Genomic DNA, 17,632 nt, shown 5'->3' with positions numbered 1-17,632 from the left:
AGGTACCTCAAATGAAAGCGCCAACCCCTTCGCTGTGGCTGATTATGCTACTCGCGTCCGTAATTGCTATTACCCCTTTAGCAATCGACATGTATTTGCCCGCTATGCAAACCATGGTGACCGATCTCAACACCTCTATGGCCTTGGTACAGCAATCGCTCAGTATCTATTTGGCTGCTTATGCCTTAGGCATGCTGCTGTTTGGGCCCTTAGCCGACATGCTGGGGCGTCGCCCTTTAGCGCTAGCGGGGCTTTGTGGGTTTTTACTGAGTAGTATTATGCTCAGTATTGTTAGCAGTATCGAAAGCTTTTTAGTCTGGCGCGCTGCTCAAGCTTTTTGTGGTGCGGCTGCAACCGTGGTGATCCCTGGCATCGTGCGGCATTTATATCAGCAAAATACTGCTAAGGGTATGTCTTATGTATCTATGATTATGATGCTGGCGCCATTAATTGCTCCAGCGCTGGGCAGTGGCATTATGGTGTTGGCAAACTGGCAAGTTATTTTTGCGGTGTTAGCCGGTTATGCGTTGTTATTGGTGGGCTTAAGTTGGCGTTTTTTGCCTGAGATTACACGGCCAGACGATGTGGTAAAACCTGCTTTTTTTAGTGGTTATCGGCAAGTTTTTGCTAATAAAGCAGCATGGCCAGATATTGCGACTTCGATGTTTGCCTCTTTTAGCTTTTTTACGTTTTTAACGGCTGTATCCTTTATTTATATCAGTTACTTTGGCGTGAGTGAGCAGCTATTCGCGGTGTTATTTGCGCTTAATGTGTCGGCGTTAATGCTTGCCAACTTTATTAACAGCCGCCTGGTTACCCGGCAAGGGCCGCAACGCATGTTAGGTGTCGGTTTGGTGTTGGCTTTGTGCTGTGCGTCGCTGCTTAGTGTATTTAATTATCTGGGTTTAGGGCTGTGGTACACGGTACTGAGTATTGCCCCGTTAATGGCCAGTTTAGGGCTAATGGCCACTAATGCCGATGCGATGATTTTAATGAAGTTTCCAGAGCATAGCGGCACCGCCACTGCGGTGATTGGTACGTTGCGTTTTGGCATAGGCGCACTGGCAGGGCCTTTATTAGGGGTATTTTACAATGGTACGGCATTGCCGTTTTCATTGTTGATGCTGGCGGGCACGATGTGTATCTTAGTGGCGCAATTAACGCGTTTTTATCAATTGCGCCTACAGGGAGCTTAAATTTTACAAGCACCGCCACTGCACTCGTCATCGTCATCGCCAAATTGTGGCTCGCTTTCGGCAGCGGCTACGGCGGCTTGCGTGGCTGCGACAGAGTCTTCGGCGGCTGCGAAATCTAAATGATCTAAATCGAAATCAAATTCTGACATGGTGGGCTCCTTCATTTGCTAAAAAATAGTGTAGCAGAGCCGACGCAGTGACTAAAGCAATGCCTGAGAAAAGTCGCAGTGCGGCTTGAAAAACCACCTGGGTAATTTCTTCATTTCTGCTTCCCTGCTATCATAAGGCACTTTTGACATCCTGCCGGAGCATTCTAATGACCACTTTAACCATTCAAACCCCTGATGATTGGCATCTGCATTTTCGCGACGGTGATATGCTGTTAGAAACTGTTCCGGCCACGGCTCGGGTCTTTCGTCGCGCTATTGTTATGCCTAACTTAGTACCGCCCGTGACCACCGCAGCGCAAGCGATGGCTTATCGCGAGCGTATTCTCGCGGCAAGACCTGCGGGCAGTGAGTTTCAACCCTTAGTGACATTGTATTTAACCGATAAAACCAGCAAGCAAGATATTATTGAAGCGAAAGCGGCGGGCGTGGTGGCGGCTAAATTATATCCGGCTGGAGCAACAACTAACTCTACCTCGGGTGTCGCAGCACTTGATGCGCTTTATCCGGTGTTTGAAGCCATGGCCGAAGTGGGCATGTTGCTGTTGATCCACGGTGAGGTGACTGATCACGATATTGATATTTTCGACCGTGAAAAAGTGTTTATTGACCGCTATTTGCAACATATCGTTACACGTTTACCACAATTAAAGGTGGTGTTCGAGCATATTACCACGGCTGATGCCGCAACCTTTGTAGCGGAAGCTTCTGCAAATGTGGCCGCGACCATCACACCACAACATTTATTATTAAACCGCAACGATTTATTAGTAGGTGGCGTGCGACCGCATAATTATTGCTTACCGGTTTTAAAGCGTCGTACCCATCAAGAAGCCTTGCGCGCTGCGGTGGCGAGTGGCTCGAGTAAGTTTTTCCTGGGTACAGACTCTGCGCCGCATGAAAAGCATCGCAAAGAGTCAGCTTGTGGCTGTGCCGGTTGTTACAGTGCTCACAGCGCCATTGAGTTGTATGCCCAGGTGTTTGATGAATTGGGTTGCCTAGACAAGCTAGAAGGTTTTGCCAGCCATTATGGCGCAGATTTTTACGGTTTACCGCGCAATAGCGGCAGCATCACCTTACAAAAACAACAGTGGCAGGTACCGACCGAAATAACCTTGGCGAATGGCCAGCCGATCGTGCCATTTTTTGCCGGTGAAATGCTGCATTGGCGTTTAGTTTAAACCGCTATTTTTGGCATAACGTTTTAGCCTACCGGGCTACTGTTTTAGATATTGGATTAATCTCTCCAGTGCCCGATAGCTGATCGCCTCTAACAAATGCGGTCGGCTAATCTGTGGGCTTTGTTGTAAGTCGGCAATGGTCCTTGCCACCTTAAGTAGCTTATGAAAGCTACGTGCTGACAACTTTAAGCGCTGTAATGTCTCTTCTAAAAACTGACTATCTACGTCGCTAAGCCGACAATGCTGCATTAATTCGCCGCCTTGTAGCCGCGCATTCGCTTTGCCTTGACGGGTTAGTTGAATATTTCTGGCCGCAATCACTCGCTGCCGTACTTGCTCACTGCTTTCTTCAGCGTGTTGGTTACTGAGCGTGCCGGCGGGCAGCAGCGGTACTTCAATTTGTAATTCGATTCGCTCTAAAAAAGGCCCAGATAAACGGTTCAGATACCGTAATACTTGTTCATGGCTACTGCGACCATCTTCGTGATGGCCGGTGGGGCTGGGGTTTAAAGCGCTGACTAATTGAAATTGAGCTGGAAATTCCGCTTGGCGTGCAGCGCGGGAAACATGAATATGCGCGGTTTCTAGGGGTTCGCGTAATACATCTAACACTTTTCTGGGAAACTCGGTCAGCTCATCCAAAAATAACACACCATGATGCGCTAAAGAAATCTCGCCAGGTCGCGGTACTGAGCCGCCGCCCACTAAAGCCACGGCTGAGGCGGTATGATGCGGCGCGCGATAGGGCCGTTGTAGCCAGCTTTGTTGGTCACGCGGTTGACCGGCAATAGAATAAAGCGCCGCGGTGGCTAGCGCTTCTTGTTCGGTGAGTGGCGGTAAAATACTGGCGAGACGTTGTGCCAACATCGATTTTCCGGTGCCAGCAGGGCCAAACATCAATAAGTTATGCTCACCTGCCGCGGCAATTTCTAGCACACGTTTGGCTTGAGACTGACCTTTAACATCGGCCATATCAGCTTGCGTTTTAAGTGGTTGCGGCGGCAGAGGCGGTATGGCGGGCAGCGGTTGTTGTGCTAATAAAAAACTATGTACTTGCAATAGGTGCTCAGCGCCATGAATTTGTGCATCAGGGATTAAACAAGCTTGTTGGGCATTGGCCATGGGTAACACGGCGGCACGGCCTGCATCACGACAAGCGATGGCTAACGGGATCTCGCCCAGCACCGGTCTGATCTCACCCGAAAGGGCTAATTCACCACAAAACTCGTAATTCGCGGTGCAGTTTTCAGGCAATTGCGCCGAGGCGACAATAATGCCCAGCGCAATAGCTAAATCAAAACGGCCACCTTCTTTGGGTAAGTCGGCAGGGGCTAAATTAACGGTAATGCGTTTATCTGGAAAGTTGAAGCCGCTGTTAATTAACGCGCTACGAACCCGATCTTTGGCTTCTTTCACCGAGGTTTCCGGCAAGCCGACTAATTGAAAAGCCGGTAAACCATTACTGAGATGAACCTCGACCGTTACCAACGGCGCGGCTAAGGCATAACGTGCCCGACTATAAATAATGGCCAGTGACATAATGCACCCAGAGCAAGCAGACATAAAATAAGTTTATTTAATTGTAAATTATTTGCAAGCGAGGTGTGCAAAAAGAAAAATATTCATGGCTTGTAATCATCGGCCGATAATTAGGGTGTACACTGAAGTACAACATTTAAAATAAAAAAGCCTCGGAGCTCGCTGCATGACCTCATCCCGTCCTTTTGTTTTACGCCATCCTTGGTCGGTGTTATCTGCGCTGTTGTTGATTATTGCTCTGTTTAGTGCCGGTTTAAATCAACTGTATTTTCGTGGCGATTACCGCATTTTCTTTGGGCCGGATAATCCGCAGCTGCAAGCCTTTGAACAAATGCAGCAAGAGTTTAATAAAAGTGACAATGTGCTGATTGGTATTGCACCAAAAGATCGTAATGTGTTTCAAGCCGATGTGCTGCAATTAGTGCAAGACTTTACCAATGCCGCTTGGCAAACACCTTACTCTATTCGTATTGATTCAATTAGTAATTTTCAACATACCGAAGCTGAAGATGATGATTTGCGGGTGCAGGATCTGGTGAGTGCCGAACGCACCTTGGATGATGCCGAGTTAGCTCGTATTCGCGACATTGCCTTAAACGAGCCGATTATTCGTGATCGATTAATTGCCGCCGATGGGGCAGTGACAGCAATCAATATTACGGTGCAATTACCCGAACCTACTGGGCAAGCGCAGGTAGATGAAATTTGGTCGGCGGTGATGGCGCTGACGGACCAATTTGCTGCACAGTATCCCGACGTCGAGTTTTACCACACTGGCATTATTGCCATGAACTATGCTTTTGCCTCAGAAGCTGAAGCCGATGTGAAGCGCTTAGTACCCATGATGTTGTTGGTGATCGCGTTAATGCTGGCTTGGCTTTTCCGCTCGTTTTATGCCTCATTAGTGACCATCATCATCTTGATTGTTTCGGTAGTCAGTACCTTAGGTATAGCCGGTTGGCTCGGTATTTTTATGAGTACCGCCACGGTGAACGTGCCGACCATTTTAATGACTTTAGCGGTGGCTGATTCGGTGCATTTACTGGCCGGAATGCAATTTGCGATGAGCGAAGGGAAAAGTAAGCAGCAAGCCATTCAGTACAGTTTAGAGCGTAATTGGTTACCGGTAGTGATAACCAGTGTCACGACCGCTATTGGTTTTTTAACCCTGAATTTCTCGGAAGTGCCGATCTTACGTGATCTGGGTAATTTAACCGCCATTGGTGTGGTATTGGCGTGTATTTTCAGCCTGACCTTACTACCATTATTAATGAATGCCTTACCGTTTCATGAGCCGGACCATGTTGAAAGCGGCCTGAATGCCATGGATAAACTGGCGCTGTTCGTGATCCGCTGGCAGCGGCCGATCATGTTTGGCTTTATTGCCATTACTATCGTGTGTTCAGGTTTATTAACCTTAAATAAAGTGAATGACGAGCCCAATGAGTATTTCTCTACCAGTACGTCATTTCGTCAATCGAATGACTTTTTAGAAGAGAACCTCAGTGGCTTTACTTTGATGGATTTTGAAGTGAAGGGCGACGGGGAAGGCGCGGTTTATCAACCAGAAATGCTGTTGGCCGTGGCACAGTTTAGTGACTGGTTAGTTGAGCAACCGGAAGTGATGCACGTAAACACTTTCACCGATATTCTGAAAAAGCTCAATCGGAATATGCATCAGGATGACCCGGCCTATTACCGTTTACCCCATTCCACCGAAGAAGCGGCGCAATATATCTTATTGTATGAAATGTCCTTACCTTTTGGTCTTGATTTAAATAACCAGTTAAACATTGATAAAAGTGCCACGCGGTTAAGTGCCACCTTATACAATTTAGGCAGCAAAGAGTTAATTGCTTTAGAAGAGCGTGCCTTAGCGCATTTTGCCGAGCAATGGCCGGAATACCAGCTATCGGCTGCCAGTGCAGCCCTAATGTTCGCTCATATTGGCGAGCGCAATATGGCGTCTATGCTGAAAACCTTACCGGCAGCGTTGGTGTTAATTTCGTTATTATTGCTGTTTACGTTGCGTTCTTGGCGGCTAGGTTTAATAAGTTTATTAACAAACTTAGTGCCGGCAATAATTGGTTTTGGTTTGTGGGGTTTATTAGTTGGCGAAGTGAACTTGGCGTTGTCAGTGGTCGCCGGTATGAGCCTCGGTATTATTGTTGATGATACGGTGCACTTCTTAACCAAGTATCGCTATGCCCGCAAAGAGGGCCAAGATAACGAACAAGCCGTGCGCTTTGCTTTTCACAGTGTTGGCCGCGCGCTCTGGATCACCACCTTGGTACTGGTCAGTGGTTTTGCGGTGTTGATGTTGTCGAGCTTCCGTTTGAATTTCGATATGGGCTTGCTGACATCTAGCATTATTTTGGTGGCACTGATCATCGATTTATTATTTTTACCCGCCGTCCTGTTACAAGTTGGCAAATTTGGGAGAGCTAAGCATGCTAAATAATCTAACATCTCGCAGCCTGTTGTTCGCTGCGATGCTGTGTGCACCTTGGACGCCGGTGGCGGCGCAAGATGAAGCGCAAGCCAAAGGCTTACAAATTGCAAAAGAACAAAAAATGCGTGATCGCGGCTGGGGTGACAGTGAAAGCGAACTGCAGATGACCTTACGTAATGCCCAAGGCCGTGAAAGTGTAAGGCGGATGCGGGCTTTAGCCCTTGAAGTGCAAGGTGATGGTGATAAGTCGCTGACCATTTTTGATGAACCCATGGATGTGCGCGGTTCCGCTTTTTTAACCCATGCTCACCCCACGGCTGAAGATGAACAGTGGTTATATTTACCCAGCGTTAAACGCACGCGGCGTATTGCCAGTCGTAATAAATCTGGCCCTTTTATGGCCAGTGAGTTTGCTTATGAAGATATGACCAGTTTTGAATTAGAGAAATTCAGTTTCCGTTATCTGCGTGACGAAGCCTGTGCTGAGCAATTACAGTGTTTTGTGGTAGAGCAAACACCAACAGACAGTTTTTCGGGTTACAGCAAAATTTTGGTTTGGGTAGATACTGAGCATTATCGGGTACAGCGCGCAGAATATTATGATCGTAAAGATAGTCTATTAAAAACCTTAACCACCTACGATTATCAGCTGTATTTAGATAAGTTTTGGCGGCCACATCGCTTGGTAATGGAGAACCAACAAACCGGTAAAAGCACCGAGTTGTTGTTAGAAAGTATGCGTTTTCAAACCGGCCGTACTGCTGCCGATTTTGATGTAAGTGCTTTGGAGCGAGCGCGTTAAGCGTGCGTTATTGCCTATGAAACATACCATCGCAAACCTTTGCTGCGCTGTGGCCTTACTTACGGGTAGCTTAACGCTACACGCAGCGACACCAGATGCCATAACGGCTGAGAGCACACTATGGCGTTTGGCGCTTGCGGCTAGGCCGGATGAGCAAGTTAGCATGGCGCAAGTGATGTATGCTTTATGGCAGCAAAATCCAAAAGCGTTTCGCGATAACAATGTTAATTATCTTTTAAAAGGTGCGGAATTAACCGTGCCTAACAAAGCACAAATGTTAGCCACCGACGTGACCTTTGCCGCGCAGTGGTATCAACAACAATTAGCCCGTCAAGCGTTGCCAGGCAAAGCGATAGCTGAACCGAAACGCGCTGCCACTGCGGCTAACCCTGAGGTTATGGCAAGTACTAGCCGTGCTGCTGTTAGCCCAGTAAGCCCCCCTACGGCCACAATACCATCCGCTACAGCGGTGAGCAGCGCAGCGCCTGCTCGCGCCACCTTACCCACAAATAACAGCAGTGCTACGGCTAATACTTCTGCTCGAACTGCAGCAATAGCCCCTGCGCCCAAGTCACAGGGTAGTTGGCGTTGGCAACATGAACTGGACTTTACGCAGCGCATGTTTAGCCAAAGCGGCTTGCAGCCCAGTAGCAAACAGCACAGCATGCTGAGTTATCGTGGCCAATGGTCTTATGAAGACGCCAGTCGGCAGCACAGTGTTAATTTAGAGCCTTACTTACGTTGGCATCAACGCGACAGTGAAAGCCATCTTATTGATTTTCAACAAGCCTATTGGCGATATGTGCAAGAGGGTTGGGAAGTAAAAGTAGGTTTAGACACCATTTTTTGGGGCGTTAGTGAGTCACAGCATTTAGTTGACGTAATTAACCAAACGGATGTGACCGCCGGCGTTGAGCTAGAGGCTAAGTTAGGGCAACCGATGCTTGCCCTGCGTCGCAGTGCTGGCGCGGGTACCTTAGATATCTACGTTTTACCTTACTTTCGTGAGCGGCAATTTCCCGGTTTAGCGGGCCGTTTAGCTGCGCCGTTAGCGGTAAATCATGATTTAGCCTGGTATGAGTCGTCCAAAGCTCAAAATAACCTCGACGTTGCCTTACGATACGCCCATCGTTTTTCGGGTTTAGATGTCGGTTTAAGCTTTTTTAGCGGCACCAGCCGCGAACCCTTATTGCAACCCACTGTAAGCGGTGAGTTACAGCCATTGTATTATCAAATGGAGCAGTATGGGCTCGATTTGCAATGGGTGCAGGGCGATTGGATATGGAAAATGGAGTCGATTTATCGGCGCTTAGGAGTGGATGAATATGCCGCTGCCACTGCGGGTTTTGAGTTTACCCAATATGGTGTGCTACAACAGGTGTGGGATCTCGGCTGGATTGTCGAATATCAGTATGACAGTCGCGGCCAAACAGCCAGTATGCCGGGGCAAAATGATCTGTTCATCGGCTGGCGCTTAGCGCTGAATGATGTGGCCGGTTCTAGTTTCTTGGTCGGCGTTTTACAAGATTTAGATGAACGTCAAAGCCGCAGTATAAAACTGGAAGGTTCACGGCGTTTAACCGATAGCCTGCGCTTAAGCATTAATGCCTGGTTATTTCAAAGTGAGCAAATCAACGATCCGCTGTATTGGTTACAACGCGATGACTATTTATCTCTGCAATTGAGCTATTACTTCTAAAACAGACCTCAACCAAGCCTGCCTGCTAACAGAACATTGAAAAAGTGCCTATTTCTGTCGGCAGTGCTTTGGTCTGCTCGGCGTTTGCGGTAGCATAGAGCTTTTGTTTGCGCCCATCTTTTGGGCGTGTTGCCTAAGTGCAATGTAAAGTGAGCCGAGCAATTTGACTGATCACACCAAAGGTGAAGACACCAATTTATTCCCGCTAAGCGATGCGAACCTGACGCAATGGTTTGACACTGCCACTATGCACCGCGCGAAAGCCTATTTGCAGGCCGGTAAGGTGTTGAAGCTCGAATACAATGATGATTTAAGTGAGATCAGTGCCCAAGTATGGGGAGCGGGCTTTGCGCCTTATCGGCAACATTTGTCTTTAGAACAGCATCATGGTCGTTGGCAATTAGAAGCGCGTTGTAGCTGCCCTGTTGGTTTTCGCTGCAAGCATGTGTTGGCGGTGTTATTACGCTTAAAGCGTGATTATGCGCAGCAACAATTACGGGTTAAGCAATTACCTATGCTGCAGGTCGATAATTGGTTTGCCGAGGTGGAACAACAGCAAGCACCCAACAAAGAAATAGTTGAAGATACCATGCTGTATCTGCTGAGCTACGGTCACAGTGGCTTACAATTGTATCCGCGGCGGGTGAAAATTTTGAAAAAGGGTGGCTATAGTAAAGGTCAGCCTTTAGGAAAATACGATCTGGTGGCACCGCAACCGCCAAGCTGGCTCAGTGCCGAAGACTATCGTTTGCTTACGGTGTTTCGCTCGCATAACCCACAAGATCAGCATGTGTTAGAAGGTCGTTGGGGCTATGAGTTACTGCAGGCCTTTTTCGCCACCGGCCGCTGTTTTTTTGGTGAGGCTCGGCATGAATTAACCTGGCAAGAGCCAAAGGATTTGTCGCTATATTGGCAAGAGCACGAAAATGGCCAGCGACTGCACTGGCAAATTGCTGATGATGAAGCCAACCATCTTATTTTTACTGAACCGCTGTGTTACTTAAATACCGATCATTATTCGCTAGGCGAAGTTAACACGCCTTTAAGTGCGCGCGAGCTTAAACTCTTAGCCAAAATGCCGGTGATCCCACTTAAACAATTATCATCGCGGTTGGGGCAATTACAGCAGTTATTTAAAGAAGTGAGCTTGCCTGTACCTAAGGGTGTTGCCGTGCAGCAAGTGACGGTTGCCCCCACTCCGGTGTTAGCGTTACAAATGCGTGTGCAACAAGCAAATGCAGCGGCACGACCCACCGCCTTATTGTATTTTGATTATGCTGGGCAGCGGTTACCACTCGATTTAAAACAAGCGCAAACCGAAATCAGCTTGCCAGATCAAACCTTGTTTATTAAACGCCAACGTGAAAACGAAGTGGCAGCACTAGAGCAATTGTTAGCACTGGGATTAGTTAGTTGCGAGCTTGCCCCGCCTGCTGAACGTTTAGCTGCTTTTGATGTTGGCGATGGCCCAGATAACCCAGAGTTATGGCAGCCGTTATTGGCAGAGCTTGATACCTTGCAACAGCAAGGCTGGCAGGTAGAGAAAGCTGCCGATTTTAATTTGCAGATCCTCGATGCCACGCCGTATTTGCAAGTACAAGATGGTAAGCAAAGTGGCTTTGAATTAGGTATCCAAGTTGATGTGAATGGCCAGCAAGTGCCGTTATTACCGTTAATCAGCCAATGGTTGCGGCAATATGGTTTACCGGTGAGTGGCCAAACCATTTGGCTTAGTTTGCCACAGGGCAAATTAGCCCTGCCGATGCAATTAATTCAGCCGCTGATTGATACCATCGTTGAATTACTCAATTTACAAAAGTCGCCGTTAACCTTGGAGTTACCCGATTATAAGGCCGCCATCTTACCCCCGCCTGGTGCAGCTGAGATTCAATATTTAAATGCTAACCGTTTAACTCGGTTAAGTGAGCAACTGCATAATTTCCAAGGTATAGAAGAAGTGGCCTTGCCTAGCGGCTTAAATGCCGTGTTGCGCGCTTATCAGCAGCAGGGTTTTAACTGGCTGGTGTTTTTACGCTGCTTTGGTTTAGGTGGCGTGTTAGCCGATGATATGGGCCTGGGTAAAACCTTACAAGCGCTCAGCTTTATGTTGTATGAAAAACAACAAGGGCGTTTAAAAAAGCCGGCATTAATTGTTTGCCCCACGTCGTTATTAGGCAATTGGCAAAACGAAGCCGCTCGCTTTACACCTGACTTATCTTTGCTGCAGCTTTACGGCGCTAAACGTCGGCCGTTGTTCGAGCAAATGGATGACTTTGACGTTATTGTTACTAGCTACCCATTGTTAGTGCGCGATCTGCATTTATATCGCCAGCGCGAATTTAGTTTAGTGATACTGGATGAGGCGCAGCATATTAAAAATGCGGGCAGTCAGGCGGCGCAAAGTGTGCGGGCGTTAAAACGTGAATTTAGTTTAGCGTTATCGGGTACGCCGTTAGAGAACCATTTAGGCGAGTTAAAGTCGTTATTTGATTTTGTGTTACCGGGCTTACTGGGTACCGAAGCGCATTTTAATCAGGTGTATCGTAAGCCGATAGAAAAGCATGCGGATACCGAACGTGCTCAGGTGTTAAAACAAAAAATCGCGCCCTTTATGCTGCGCCGCAGTAAAAGCCAAGTGGCCACTGAGCTGCCTGAAAAAAACGAGATTTTGCAGTTACTTGAGTTAGAAGCCGATCAACGTAATCTGTACGAAAGCATTCGCTTAATTATGGAAACCAAGGTACGAGAGCTGTTTTTGCGCAAAGGTGTGGCGGCCAGCCAAATTGAGTTCTTAGATGCGTTACTAAAACTGCGCCAAGCCTGTTGTGATGCGCGTTTAGTACCCATTGAACAAGCGCAATTAGTGAAGCACAACGCCAAGCTCAGCTGGTTAAGAGAAAACCTGCCCGAAATGATTGAAGAAGGGCGGCGGGTGCTACTGTTTAGTCAATTTGCCAGCATGCTGCATTTAATCGAGCAAGAACTGCAATACATGGGCATTAGCTACAGTAAATTAACGGGGCAAACCAAACAACGACAACAACAAATTGATGCCTTCCAAAACGGTGAAACGGAAGTATTTTTAATCAGCCTAAAAGCCGGTGGCACAGGGTTGAATTTAACCGCCGCCGATACGGTGATTCATTACGATCCATGGTGGAACCCCGCTGCTGAAAACCAAGCGACCGATCGGGCGCATCGCATTGGTCAAGACAAAGTGGTGTTTGTATACAAGCTGATTGCCCGTAATACCGTTGAAGAAAAAGTACAAAAATTACAGCAGTATAAGCAGGGCTTATCGGATCAGTTACTGGGTGGTGGCAAAGGCCAAGTATGGCAAGGCCAAGCCGAAGACTTGCTGGCGCTGTTTACGGCCGATTAAGCCTTATTCTGCCGTGGTTGCTGTGGCAGCCGCAGGCAGTAACGCGAAATATTTGCTTAGTAGGGTAATGTCATCATCAGTAAGACCGCGTGCTTGCGGGCTCATAATGGCATGCTTTCGCTCACCATCACGATAAGCCGTTAGTGCCGCACTCAGCTCGTTAGCCGAGCGCCCCGCAAGATGTGGGTACATGGCATTGCGAGAGATACCTCGCGGCCCATGACACGCTGCACAGGTGCGTGCCCGTGCACTACCCGCGGCTAACGTTTGCTGCTCTGCTGGCGTATAGTCTCGGCTAGGTGCGGGTGGTTGCGTCATATTGTTATCGCAAGCCACTAAGAGCATGGCGGCGAAAATGAACATGGCTTTACGCATACACTTCTCCTTATTATTCATGTAGCTTGCCACAACTTGCTGGTTAAGCCTATTTTTTCTATGGCATGCAACATAAAGAGCGTTGAGAGTATAGATGTTGAAGAGTAATATCAGTTAAGTACTTTTGTTGCCGCTTTGAGCGAATAGCGGTCATTACCTCAAAAGGAAAACTGGTATCTCATTTTTATCGATGGTGACAGATTCTTTCTTTTTCAAAGATGCAAATATTTTGAAACCCACCTTCCCATTTTGATGTGTGTCATGAATATTGCTGTGTACAGTGAGGTTTAAGTCATGAGAAAAACTGCCCGATATCATGGCCAATGATGCCGAAAATAAGTCTTGAGAAATATATTCACCTAAAAAAACGACATTAATAGCAGCAACTTTCAGTTCTAATTTTTTATATTGAGCTTGAAGATCAGTAAGCTGCAAATACAACATGTATGGCAATTCGTTTTTAACAGCTTCGTCTATATATACTCCGGCAGAAAGAAAAGTTGTTCCTGCATGTAGCCATTCATGAATGTCATTAAAGTCGAGGCTGGTATACGAAAAACCGCATAGGATATGAGCATAACATTCAAGAATATTGCTTAATGAGTCCTGACAAACAACCTTAACATTCGAATTTGAGAGACCTTTATCGATTTCCGCTATAATCTCAAGTTGTTCAGACTTTAGCGGGGTCTCAGCCAGAATAATAACTTCAAAACCATCCGGATTTTTAAATTGACCTGAAACGGATTTAGTTAAACTTAACGATGACACATCTGAGTCAACGACCAAAAGACTGAAAATATCATCTAGATTTAAGGAGCTTAGCTGATCTGACAGTCGGTTATGCTCAACCCAGCCAACCCCCCAATTTCTAACAAAAACCTCCGCATTTGAGGCTGATGAGTCGCCAATAGTAAAGATATTCTTTAAAAATTTACCATCATTCATATTGAGCCTTAATTTATTTAATCTTATGGAGCAAGGGTTGACCTTCTGCTCCATTTAGATTTAACAACGTTGAATTACATGCTTTACCTTTTACTTTAGCTGCGGCTACCACACCACTTGTGTAAGAAAAATACAATATCACCTTCATCAACATGGCTGACAGAAAGTTTGGCCTCACAATAAGATTCTAGGCACTTATTTTCCAGAATATGCCAAGTGCCCTCTTCATCAATGTGAAAACTAAATATTTACACCTACTTTAGAGAATACATCTGCCCAATAAGATGATTTATAAGAGGTCGATGGGTGAGTAACGCCAAGAAGTTTTAGTTCTCTATTTTTGTAAGGATATTTATAGTAAAAATTACTAAAATCTTCACTAGCGACATAATGTCCATATCCAAAGTTTTCAGGTAATGCATCCCAGACTTTATTACCCCAACTGATTATTATGTCAGGATTTAGCTCCTCGATAACTTCTAGTAGTGCATTCCTATCTTTTTCTTTTGAATAATTAAAATGCTGAGTAAGACGACTAGTTGTCCCTGCTGGAATTTGTAAATAGTTATAGAATGCTACGGAATTCCATAATTCGATGGGGCTACGTTCACTGTGAACACTTTTTAGTACTAGGCTATTCATGAACTTTGTAAAGGTTGACTTCCAATTCCCACCTAACTCTGGGTTTAAATAATCATTCATAACACCTGTAGTGAAATCACATGATTGTTCAAGATCTTCAACCCAATTCATAATTTCAGATTCATCTGTGTAGTGGGAATCACCTAAAACTAAAATTTTTTGATTAAAAACAGAACCATCTAACCCATACTCACTTCCGACCCAAGGTCTAAAAAATACATTTTTCATAAACATCCTTATATTAACCAGTAAGATCAAATTTTCACACAAAGCCCGCAGCACGGGCGGCTTTGTAGTTAAGGCAAAAGCCCAATGTATAAGGCGTTGCTATGCCTGCGTCAGACAAAATATTGCCCTAGTCCCTGTATCATGTTGTCATGCGCAGCGTAAATGGGGACGTTGCAGCTGATTGCTAGTGCTGCCCACAAGTAAGGCACATTATATAAGTTTCACTTATGACGTTACCCGGACATTCGCCTTCATTACAACAGCTCTTGCTTAAGAATTTTTATCGCGCTTGTATTGCTATATGTCCGTGCTCGATAATTTCCTTAGTAATTATCTCAAGTTCGCCATCCTCAAGAATAAAAACCAGGATCATTCAGATTCATTACTATCAACAGGCTATAACGCCTTGATGCTTTTTACACCAGATTGTCGCTATGACTCAGTACAACATTTAGGTTACATGTATACATTTTTTTGTGATGAATCACTATCCGTAGATGCTTTATATTAAGTCCGCTTTTGGCACACATCGGTTGTTCAGCCAAGTACATACCGCTACGAAAAATCTCCTCCTTTGCAGCGAGCCGACTGATCATCGTTGGCCAAGGTTTTAAGAAAACGGGTGGTTGAGTGCAGCGACGGTAGCACTGCGCAAGTGATGTTTTCGCCTTGGACATCGCAGGTACAGTCGGGCTTTCGAGCGAAATTGAGCCGCATTTTCTTTAGATACTTTCTTTTGGCGACGAAAAAAAGTCTCTCGCCCATGGCGAAAAGGTTAACCGCTGCGTAAAGCTTCGGCTGGAGCTCGCGGTAAATCCCTCCCTTCACGCTCCTCTTTTTCATCCCTGCAAAAGACATCTCCAGCCAAAGTTTACTTTTATCTTAACTTGCCCTACATACATCCTGGCGAATGAAGCGTTTGGGATCAGCGACTAAGCGTTCGACGACGCGATACCAACAAACCAGCAAAAGCCAGCAACATCATTGATAAGGTCGAGGGAGCTGGCACAGGAGCGGCCGGGTCTTGTGGATTAGAAGGTAAGATTTCAAAAGAAGAGGCTAGCCCTTCCGTCGAATCCCAGTCAGAGTAGTTTGACTCACCTACTGAACCAAACCCATTGCACGTTAAGCGGGCATCGCCTGGCACGGCGCAACGCACATCAACTCTGTCGACTGCTAATCCTAAGCCACCGTTAGGGCCAGCTCCAGGAACACCACTCATCATAAGATCTACGCGAAACAAATACTCTTGCCTTACTAAGGGGTTGTACCACGTATTTTGCGGGGTGGCAGGACCATAGAACGGGTCAAACATAAATTCTTGTTGAATGAACATGTAACCATTGCTGTATAAAAGCGCTGTTGCACCAGCGCCGGGCTGCATTAGCGTTGAAGATGAATATTGGATAGTCCACTGAGGAAAGTTAAATCCTGGCGCAATACCGTGGGGCATAATAACTTGTAACAAATAATTACTGATAGTGCTTTCACCAGTGGCTGAGCGATTAATATCAATTGAGCCAGTCACCGAACCATTCAAGCCAGTACTACCAAATGCATTGCCTGAGCCATCTGAGTTGTGCGTGAAACCATTTGATACAGCCGTTCGATTAAAAAAGGATTCTGTATCAAAATTAAAACGAATAATGTCAGCTTTTACTGTAGATACAAAAAAAAGCATGGGGAATAACAAAAAAATTGAATTCAACAACGAGCCAAGCTTAGTTTTACTGTTCATAAAGCAACCTCTTTATTGGTTATTATTTTTTATGCAATCAAAAATTAGCAATAACTGCGCCATAAAATAATTAATTTAAATAACAGGTAATTATGTAGTATTAACTTTTATTCACTCTCGCTAGTGTAAAAATTTCTGACGATGGTGTTAGCCATCATTGCTTACGGTTTATATCTAAGTGTCATTTGTAATAAGACGTTAAGCGTTAAAATAAATAGTGTGTGGTGGACAAATATTGAACGGTCCAAACGGCTAGTTTTGGCACCAAGCTGACAAAAAATGACACCCTCGCAGTATTTATCCCCCTTTGCAGCGAGCCGACTGTTCATCGTTGACCAAGGTTTAAGAAAACGGGTGTTTGAGTGCGGCGACGGTAGCGCCGCGCGAGTTACGTTTTCGCCTTGGACGACGCATGAGCAGTTGGGCTTTCGAGCGGAAGTGGGGTATTTTCTTTGGATACTTTCTTTTGGCGATGCAAAAGAAAGTATCTCGCCAAAGGTGAAAACGTAAAACTCTGAGAGCTGGGTATTTGAACCCCGAGAGTTACCGAGAGTTAGAAGTGCTATGTACGTTACAAACGAATGCCACTCAGTGTTTGTAACAAAGACGAAACATGCTTAGCGCACCCCCCGAAGCGCTTGGCCATTTTCGCTGCGTGTCACGGGGCAGTTCACCACAATATTTGTCATCTCTAGCACGACTTCTTTATTCTCCTCTGCAGCCAGTACGTCTTCTTCAGACTTTAGTTCGCGCGGGGTTGCTTGCGTGGACCATCTAACCATTACGACTCGCCAAAGTGGGCTGTAACTGCGGTCTTTGTTCTCGGCACCAACCGGATCCGGTGCAGACTGAAAAACGCTGATTTGTTCTTCGTTAGGAAATTTGTACACGCGTTCTACAATAGAAGAGCCTCTGGGCATGTTGATTGCTGAGGCAAGTTTAGGTACATGGTTTGCTCCCATCATTTGAGCCATTGCCAAGTCAGAGATGTCAGTTGTGATGTACTCGACGACTCGGCCATCGATCCACGCTCTGCTAAGCGGTAACACGGTTTCGCTGCGTCCGGCATCGAATACAGGTGAGGTACAAGCAGAGAGTAGTGCAATAACGATGGTAGAAAAAATGGCGAATTTCATGACTGACCTCTATTTGATTTGCTGCTTGGCGCTGCAAGAGTTAGCAAAGCGCTACTTCTAAGGCGCGATGATGATTTGTTTTAGGTAAGCCTAGCATGGCGCTGACTTAATAAGGTGAAAGTGAACGTATTTTTTATGGTAAGTGTT

At 46.1% G+C, this 17,632-nt stretch carries 14 protein-coding genes; 7 read left to right on the top strand and 7 right to left on the bottom strand.

The window, feature by feature from the left end:
* Positions 1-11: 11 nt before the first annotated feature.
* Positions 12-1,196, top strand: a complete 1,185-nt coding sequence (locus JAO78_RS06025; protein ID WP_226750461.1) for a multidrug effflux MFS transporter — start codon at positions 12-14, stop codon at positions 1,194-1,196.
* Here the strand turns inward: JAO78_RS06025 and JAO78_RS06020 are convergent.
* Positions 1,193-1,345, bottom strand: coding sequence for a hypothetical protein (locus JAO78_RS06020; protein WP_226750460.1), 153 nt, complete (start codon positions 1,343-1,345; stop codon positions 1,193-1,195). The two genes, JAO78_RS06025 and JAO78_RS06020, sit on opposite strands and share 4 nt — an antisense overlap.
* Before the next feature lie 167 nt (positions 1,346-1,512).
* Here JAO78_RS06020 and pyrC point away from each other — a divergent pair, with 167 nt between their 5' ends.
* Entirely contained in the window at positions 1,513-2,544 is a 1,032-nt protein-coding gene (gene pyrC, locus JAO78_RS06015; protein WP_226750459.1) for a dihydroorotase, read from the top strand.
* A gap of 36 nt (positions 2,545-2,580) precedes the next feature.
* Here pyrC and JAO78_RS06010 read toward each other — a convergent pair whose 3' ends face one another.
* A complete protein-coding gene (locus tag JAO78_RS06010; protein ID WP_226750458.1) occupies positions 2,581-4,083 on the bottom strand; it encodes a YifB family Mg chelatase-like AAA ATPase in 1,503 nt (500 codons plus the stop codon).
* A gap of 166 nt (positions 4,084-4,249) precedes the next feature.
* Between JAO78_RS06010 and JAO78_RS06005 the strand changes: the two genes are divergently transcribed.
* From JAO78_RS06005 to JAO78_RS05990, 4 genes are all read left to right on the top strand, one after another.
* Positions 4,250-6,544, top strand: coding sequence for an efflux RND transporter permease subunit (locus JAO78_RS06005; RefSeq protein ID WP_226750457.1), 2,295 nt, complete (start codon positions 4,250-4,252; stop codon positions 6,542-6,544).
* Positions 6,534-7,337: an outer membrane lipoprotein-sorting protein gene (locus JAO78_RS06000; protein WP_226750456.1), complete on the top strand. Its 804-nt coding sequence runs from the start codon at positions 6,534-6,536 to the stop codon at positions 7,335-7,337. Before JAO78_RS06005 ends, JAO78_RS06000 begins: the two co-directional genes overlap by 11 nt.
* Before the next feature lie 49 nt (positions 7,338-7,386).
* Positions 7,387-9,036: a type IV pilus assembly protein FimV gene (locus JAO78_RS05995; RefSeq protein ID WP_226750455.1), complete on the top strand. Its 1,650-nt coding sequence runs from the start codon at positions 7,387-7,389 to the stop codon at positions 9,034-9,036.
* A gap of 163 nt (positions 9,037-9,199) precedes the next feature.
* Positions 9,200-12,418, top strand: coding sequence for a DEAD/DEAH box helicase (locus JAO78_RS05990; protein ID WP_226750454.1), 3,219 nt, complete (start codon positions 9,200-9,202; stop codon positions 12,416-12,418).
* Positions 12,419-12,421: 3 nt separating this feature from the next.
* Here the strand turns inward: JAO78_RS05990 and JAO78_RS05985 are convergent, their stop codons facing one another.
* From JAO78_RS05985 to JAO78_RS05970, 4 genes are all read right to left on the bottom strand, one after another.
* Entirely contained in the window at positions 12,422-12,793 is a 372-nt protein-coding gene (locus JAO78_RS05985) for a c-type cytochrome (protein ID WP_226750453.1), read from the bottom strand.
* A gap of 153 nt (positions 12,794-12,946) precedes the next feature.
* Positions 12,947-13,741: a hypothetical protein gene (locus tag JAO78_RS05980; protein ID WP_226750452.1), complete on the bottom strand. Its 795-nt coding sequence runs from the start codon at positions 13,739-13,741 to the stop codon at positions 12,947-12,949.
* Positions 13,742-13,981: 240 nt separating this feature from the next.
* On the bottom strand, positions 13,982-14,611 hold the full coding sequence (locus JAO78_RS05975; protein ID WP_226750451.1) for a hypothetical protein: 630 nt from the start codon (positions 14,609-14,611) through the stop codon (positions 13,982-13,984).
* A 925-nt stretch (positions 14,612-15,536) separates the two neighbouring features.
* Entirely contained in the window at positions 15,537-16,349 is an 813-nt protein-coding gene (locus JAO78_RS05970) for a PEP-CTERM sorting domain-containing protein (RefSeq protein ID WP_226750450.1), read from the bottom strand.
* Positions 16,350-16,628: 279 nt separating this feature from the next.
* Between JAO78_RS05970 and JAO78_RS05965 the strand changes: the two genes are divergently transcribed.
* Positions 16,629-16,859 (top strand): hypothetical protein, encoded by a 231-nt coding sequence (locus JAO78_RS05965; RefSeq protein WP_226750449.1) that lies wholly within the window; start codon positions 16,629-16,631, stop codon positions 16,857-16,859.
* Between the two features lie 107 nt (positions 16,860-16,966).
* On the opposite strand, the gene JAO78_RS05960 is transcribed toward JAO78_RS05965, so the two are convergent.
* Positions 16,967-17,485 carry a DUF7482 domain-containing protein gene (locus JAO78_RS05960; RefSeq protein WP_226750448.1) on the bottom strand — a complete coding sequence of 173 codons (519 nt, stop codon included), beginning with the start codon at positions 17,483-17,485 and terminating at the stop codon, positions 16,967-16,969.
* Between the last annotated feature and the right edge of the window lie 147 nt (positions 17,486-17,632).

The sequence above is a fragment of the Alishewanella maricola genome, from assembly GCF_016343785.1.
GTDB lineage: Bacteria > Pseudomonadota > Gammaproteobacteria > Enterobacterales > Alteromonadaceae > Alishewanella > Alishewanella maricola.
This window is presented reverse-complemented; position numbering and strand designations above follow the sequence as displayed.

Excerpts from the sequence above, each read along its gene's own strand:
- JAO78_RS06025 (WP_226750461.1), top strand. The coding sequence starts at position 12 with ATGAAAGCGCCAACCCCTTCGCTGTGGCTGATTATGCTACTCGCGTCC.
- JAO78_RS06020 (WP_226750460.1), bottom strand. The coding sequence starts at position 1,345 with ATGTCAGAATTTGATTTCGATTTAGATCATTTAGATTTCGCAGCCGCC.
- pyrC (WP_226750459.1), top strand. The coding sequence starts at position 1,513 with ATGACCACTTTAACCATTCAAACCCCTGATGATTGGCATCTGCATTTT.
- JAO78_RS06010 (WP_226750458.1), bottom strand. The coding sequence starts at position 4,083 with ATGTCACTGGCCATTATTTATAGTCGGGCACGTTATGCCTTAGCCGCG.
- JAO78_RS06005 (WP_226750457.1), top strand. The coding sequence starts at position 4,250 with ATGACCTCATCCCGTCCTTTTGTTTTACGCCATCCTTGGTCGGTGTTA.
- JAO78_RS06000 (WP_226750456.1), top strand. The coding sequence starts at position 6,534 with ATGCTAAATAATCTAACATCTCGCAGCCTGTTGTTCGCTGCGATGCTG.
- JAO78_RS05985 (WP_226750453.1), bottom strand. The coding sequence starts at position 12,793 with ATGCGTAAAGCCATGTTCATTTTCGCCGCCATGCTCTTAGTGGCTTGC.
- JAO78_RS05980 (WP_226750452.1), bottom strand. The coding sequence starts at position 13,741 with ATGAATGATGGTAAATTTTTAAAGAATATCTTTACTATTGGCGACTCA.
- JAO78_RS05975 (WP_226750451.1), bottom strand. The coding sequence starts at position 14,611 with ATGAAAAATGTATTTTTTAGACCTTGGGTCGGAAGTGAGTATGGGTTA.
- JAO78_RS05970 (WP_226750450.1), bottom strand. The coding sequence starts at position 16,349 with ATGAACAGTAAAACTAAGCTTGGCTCGTTGTTGAATTCAATTTTTTTG.
- JAO78_RS05965 (WP_226750449.1), top strand. The coding sequence starts at position 16,629 with ATGACACCCTCGCAGTATTTATCCCCCTTTGCAGCGAGCCGACTGTTC.
- JAO78_RS05960 (WP_226750448.1), bottom strand. The coding sequence starts at position 17,485 with ATGAAATTCGCCATTTTTTCTACCATCGTTATTGCACTACTCTCTGCT.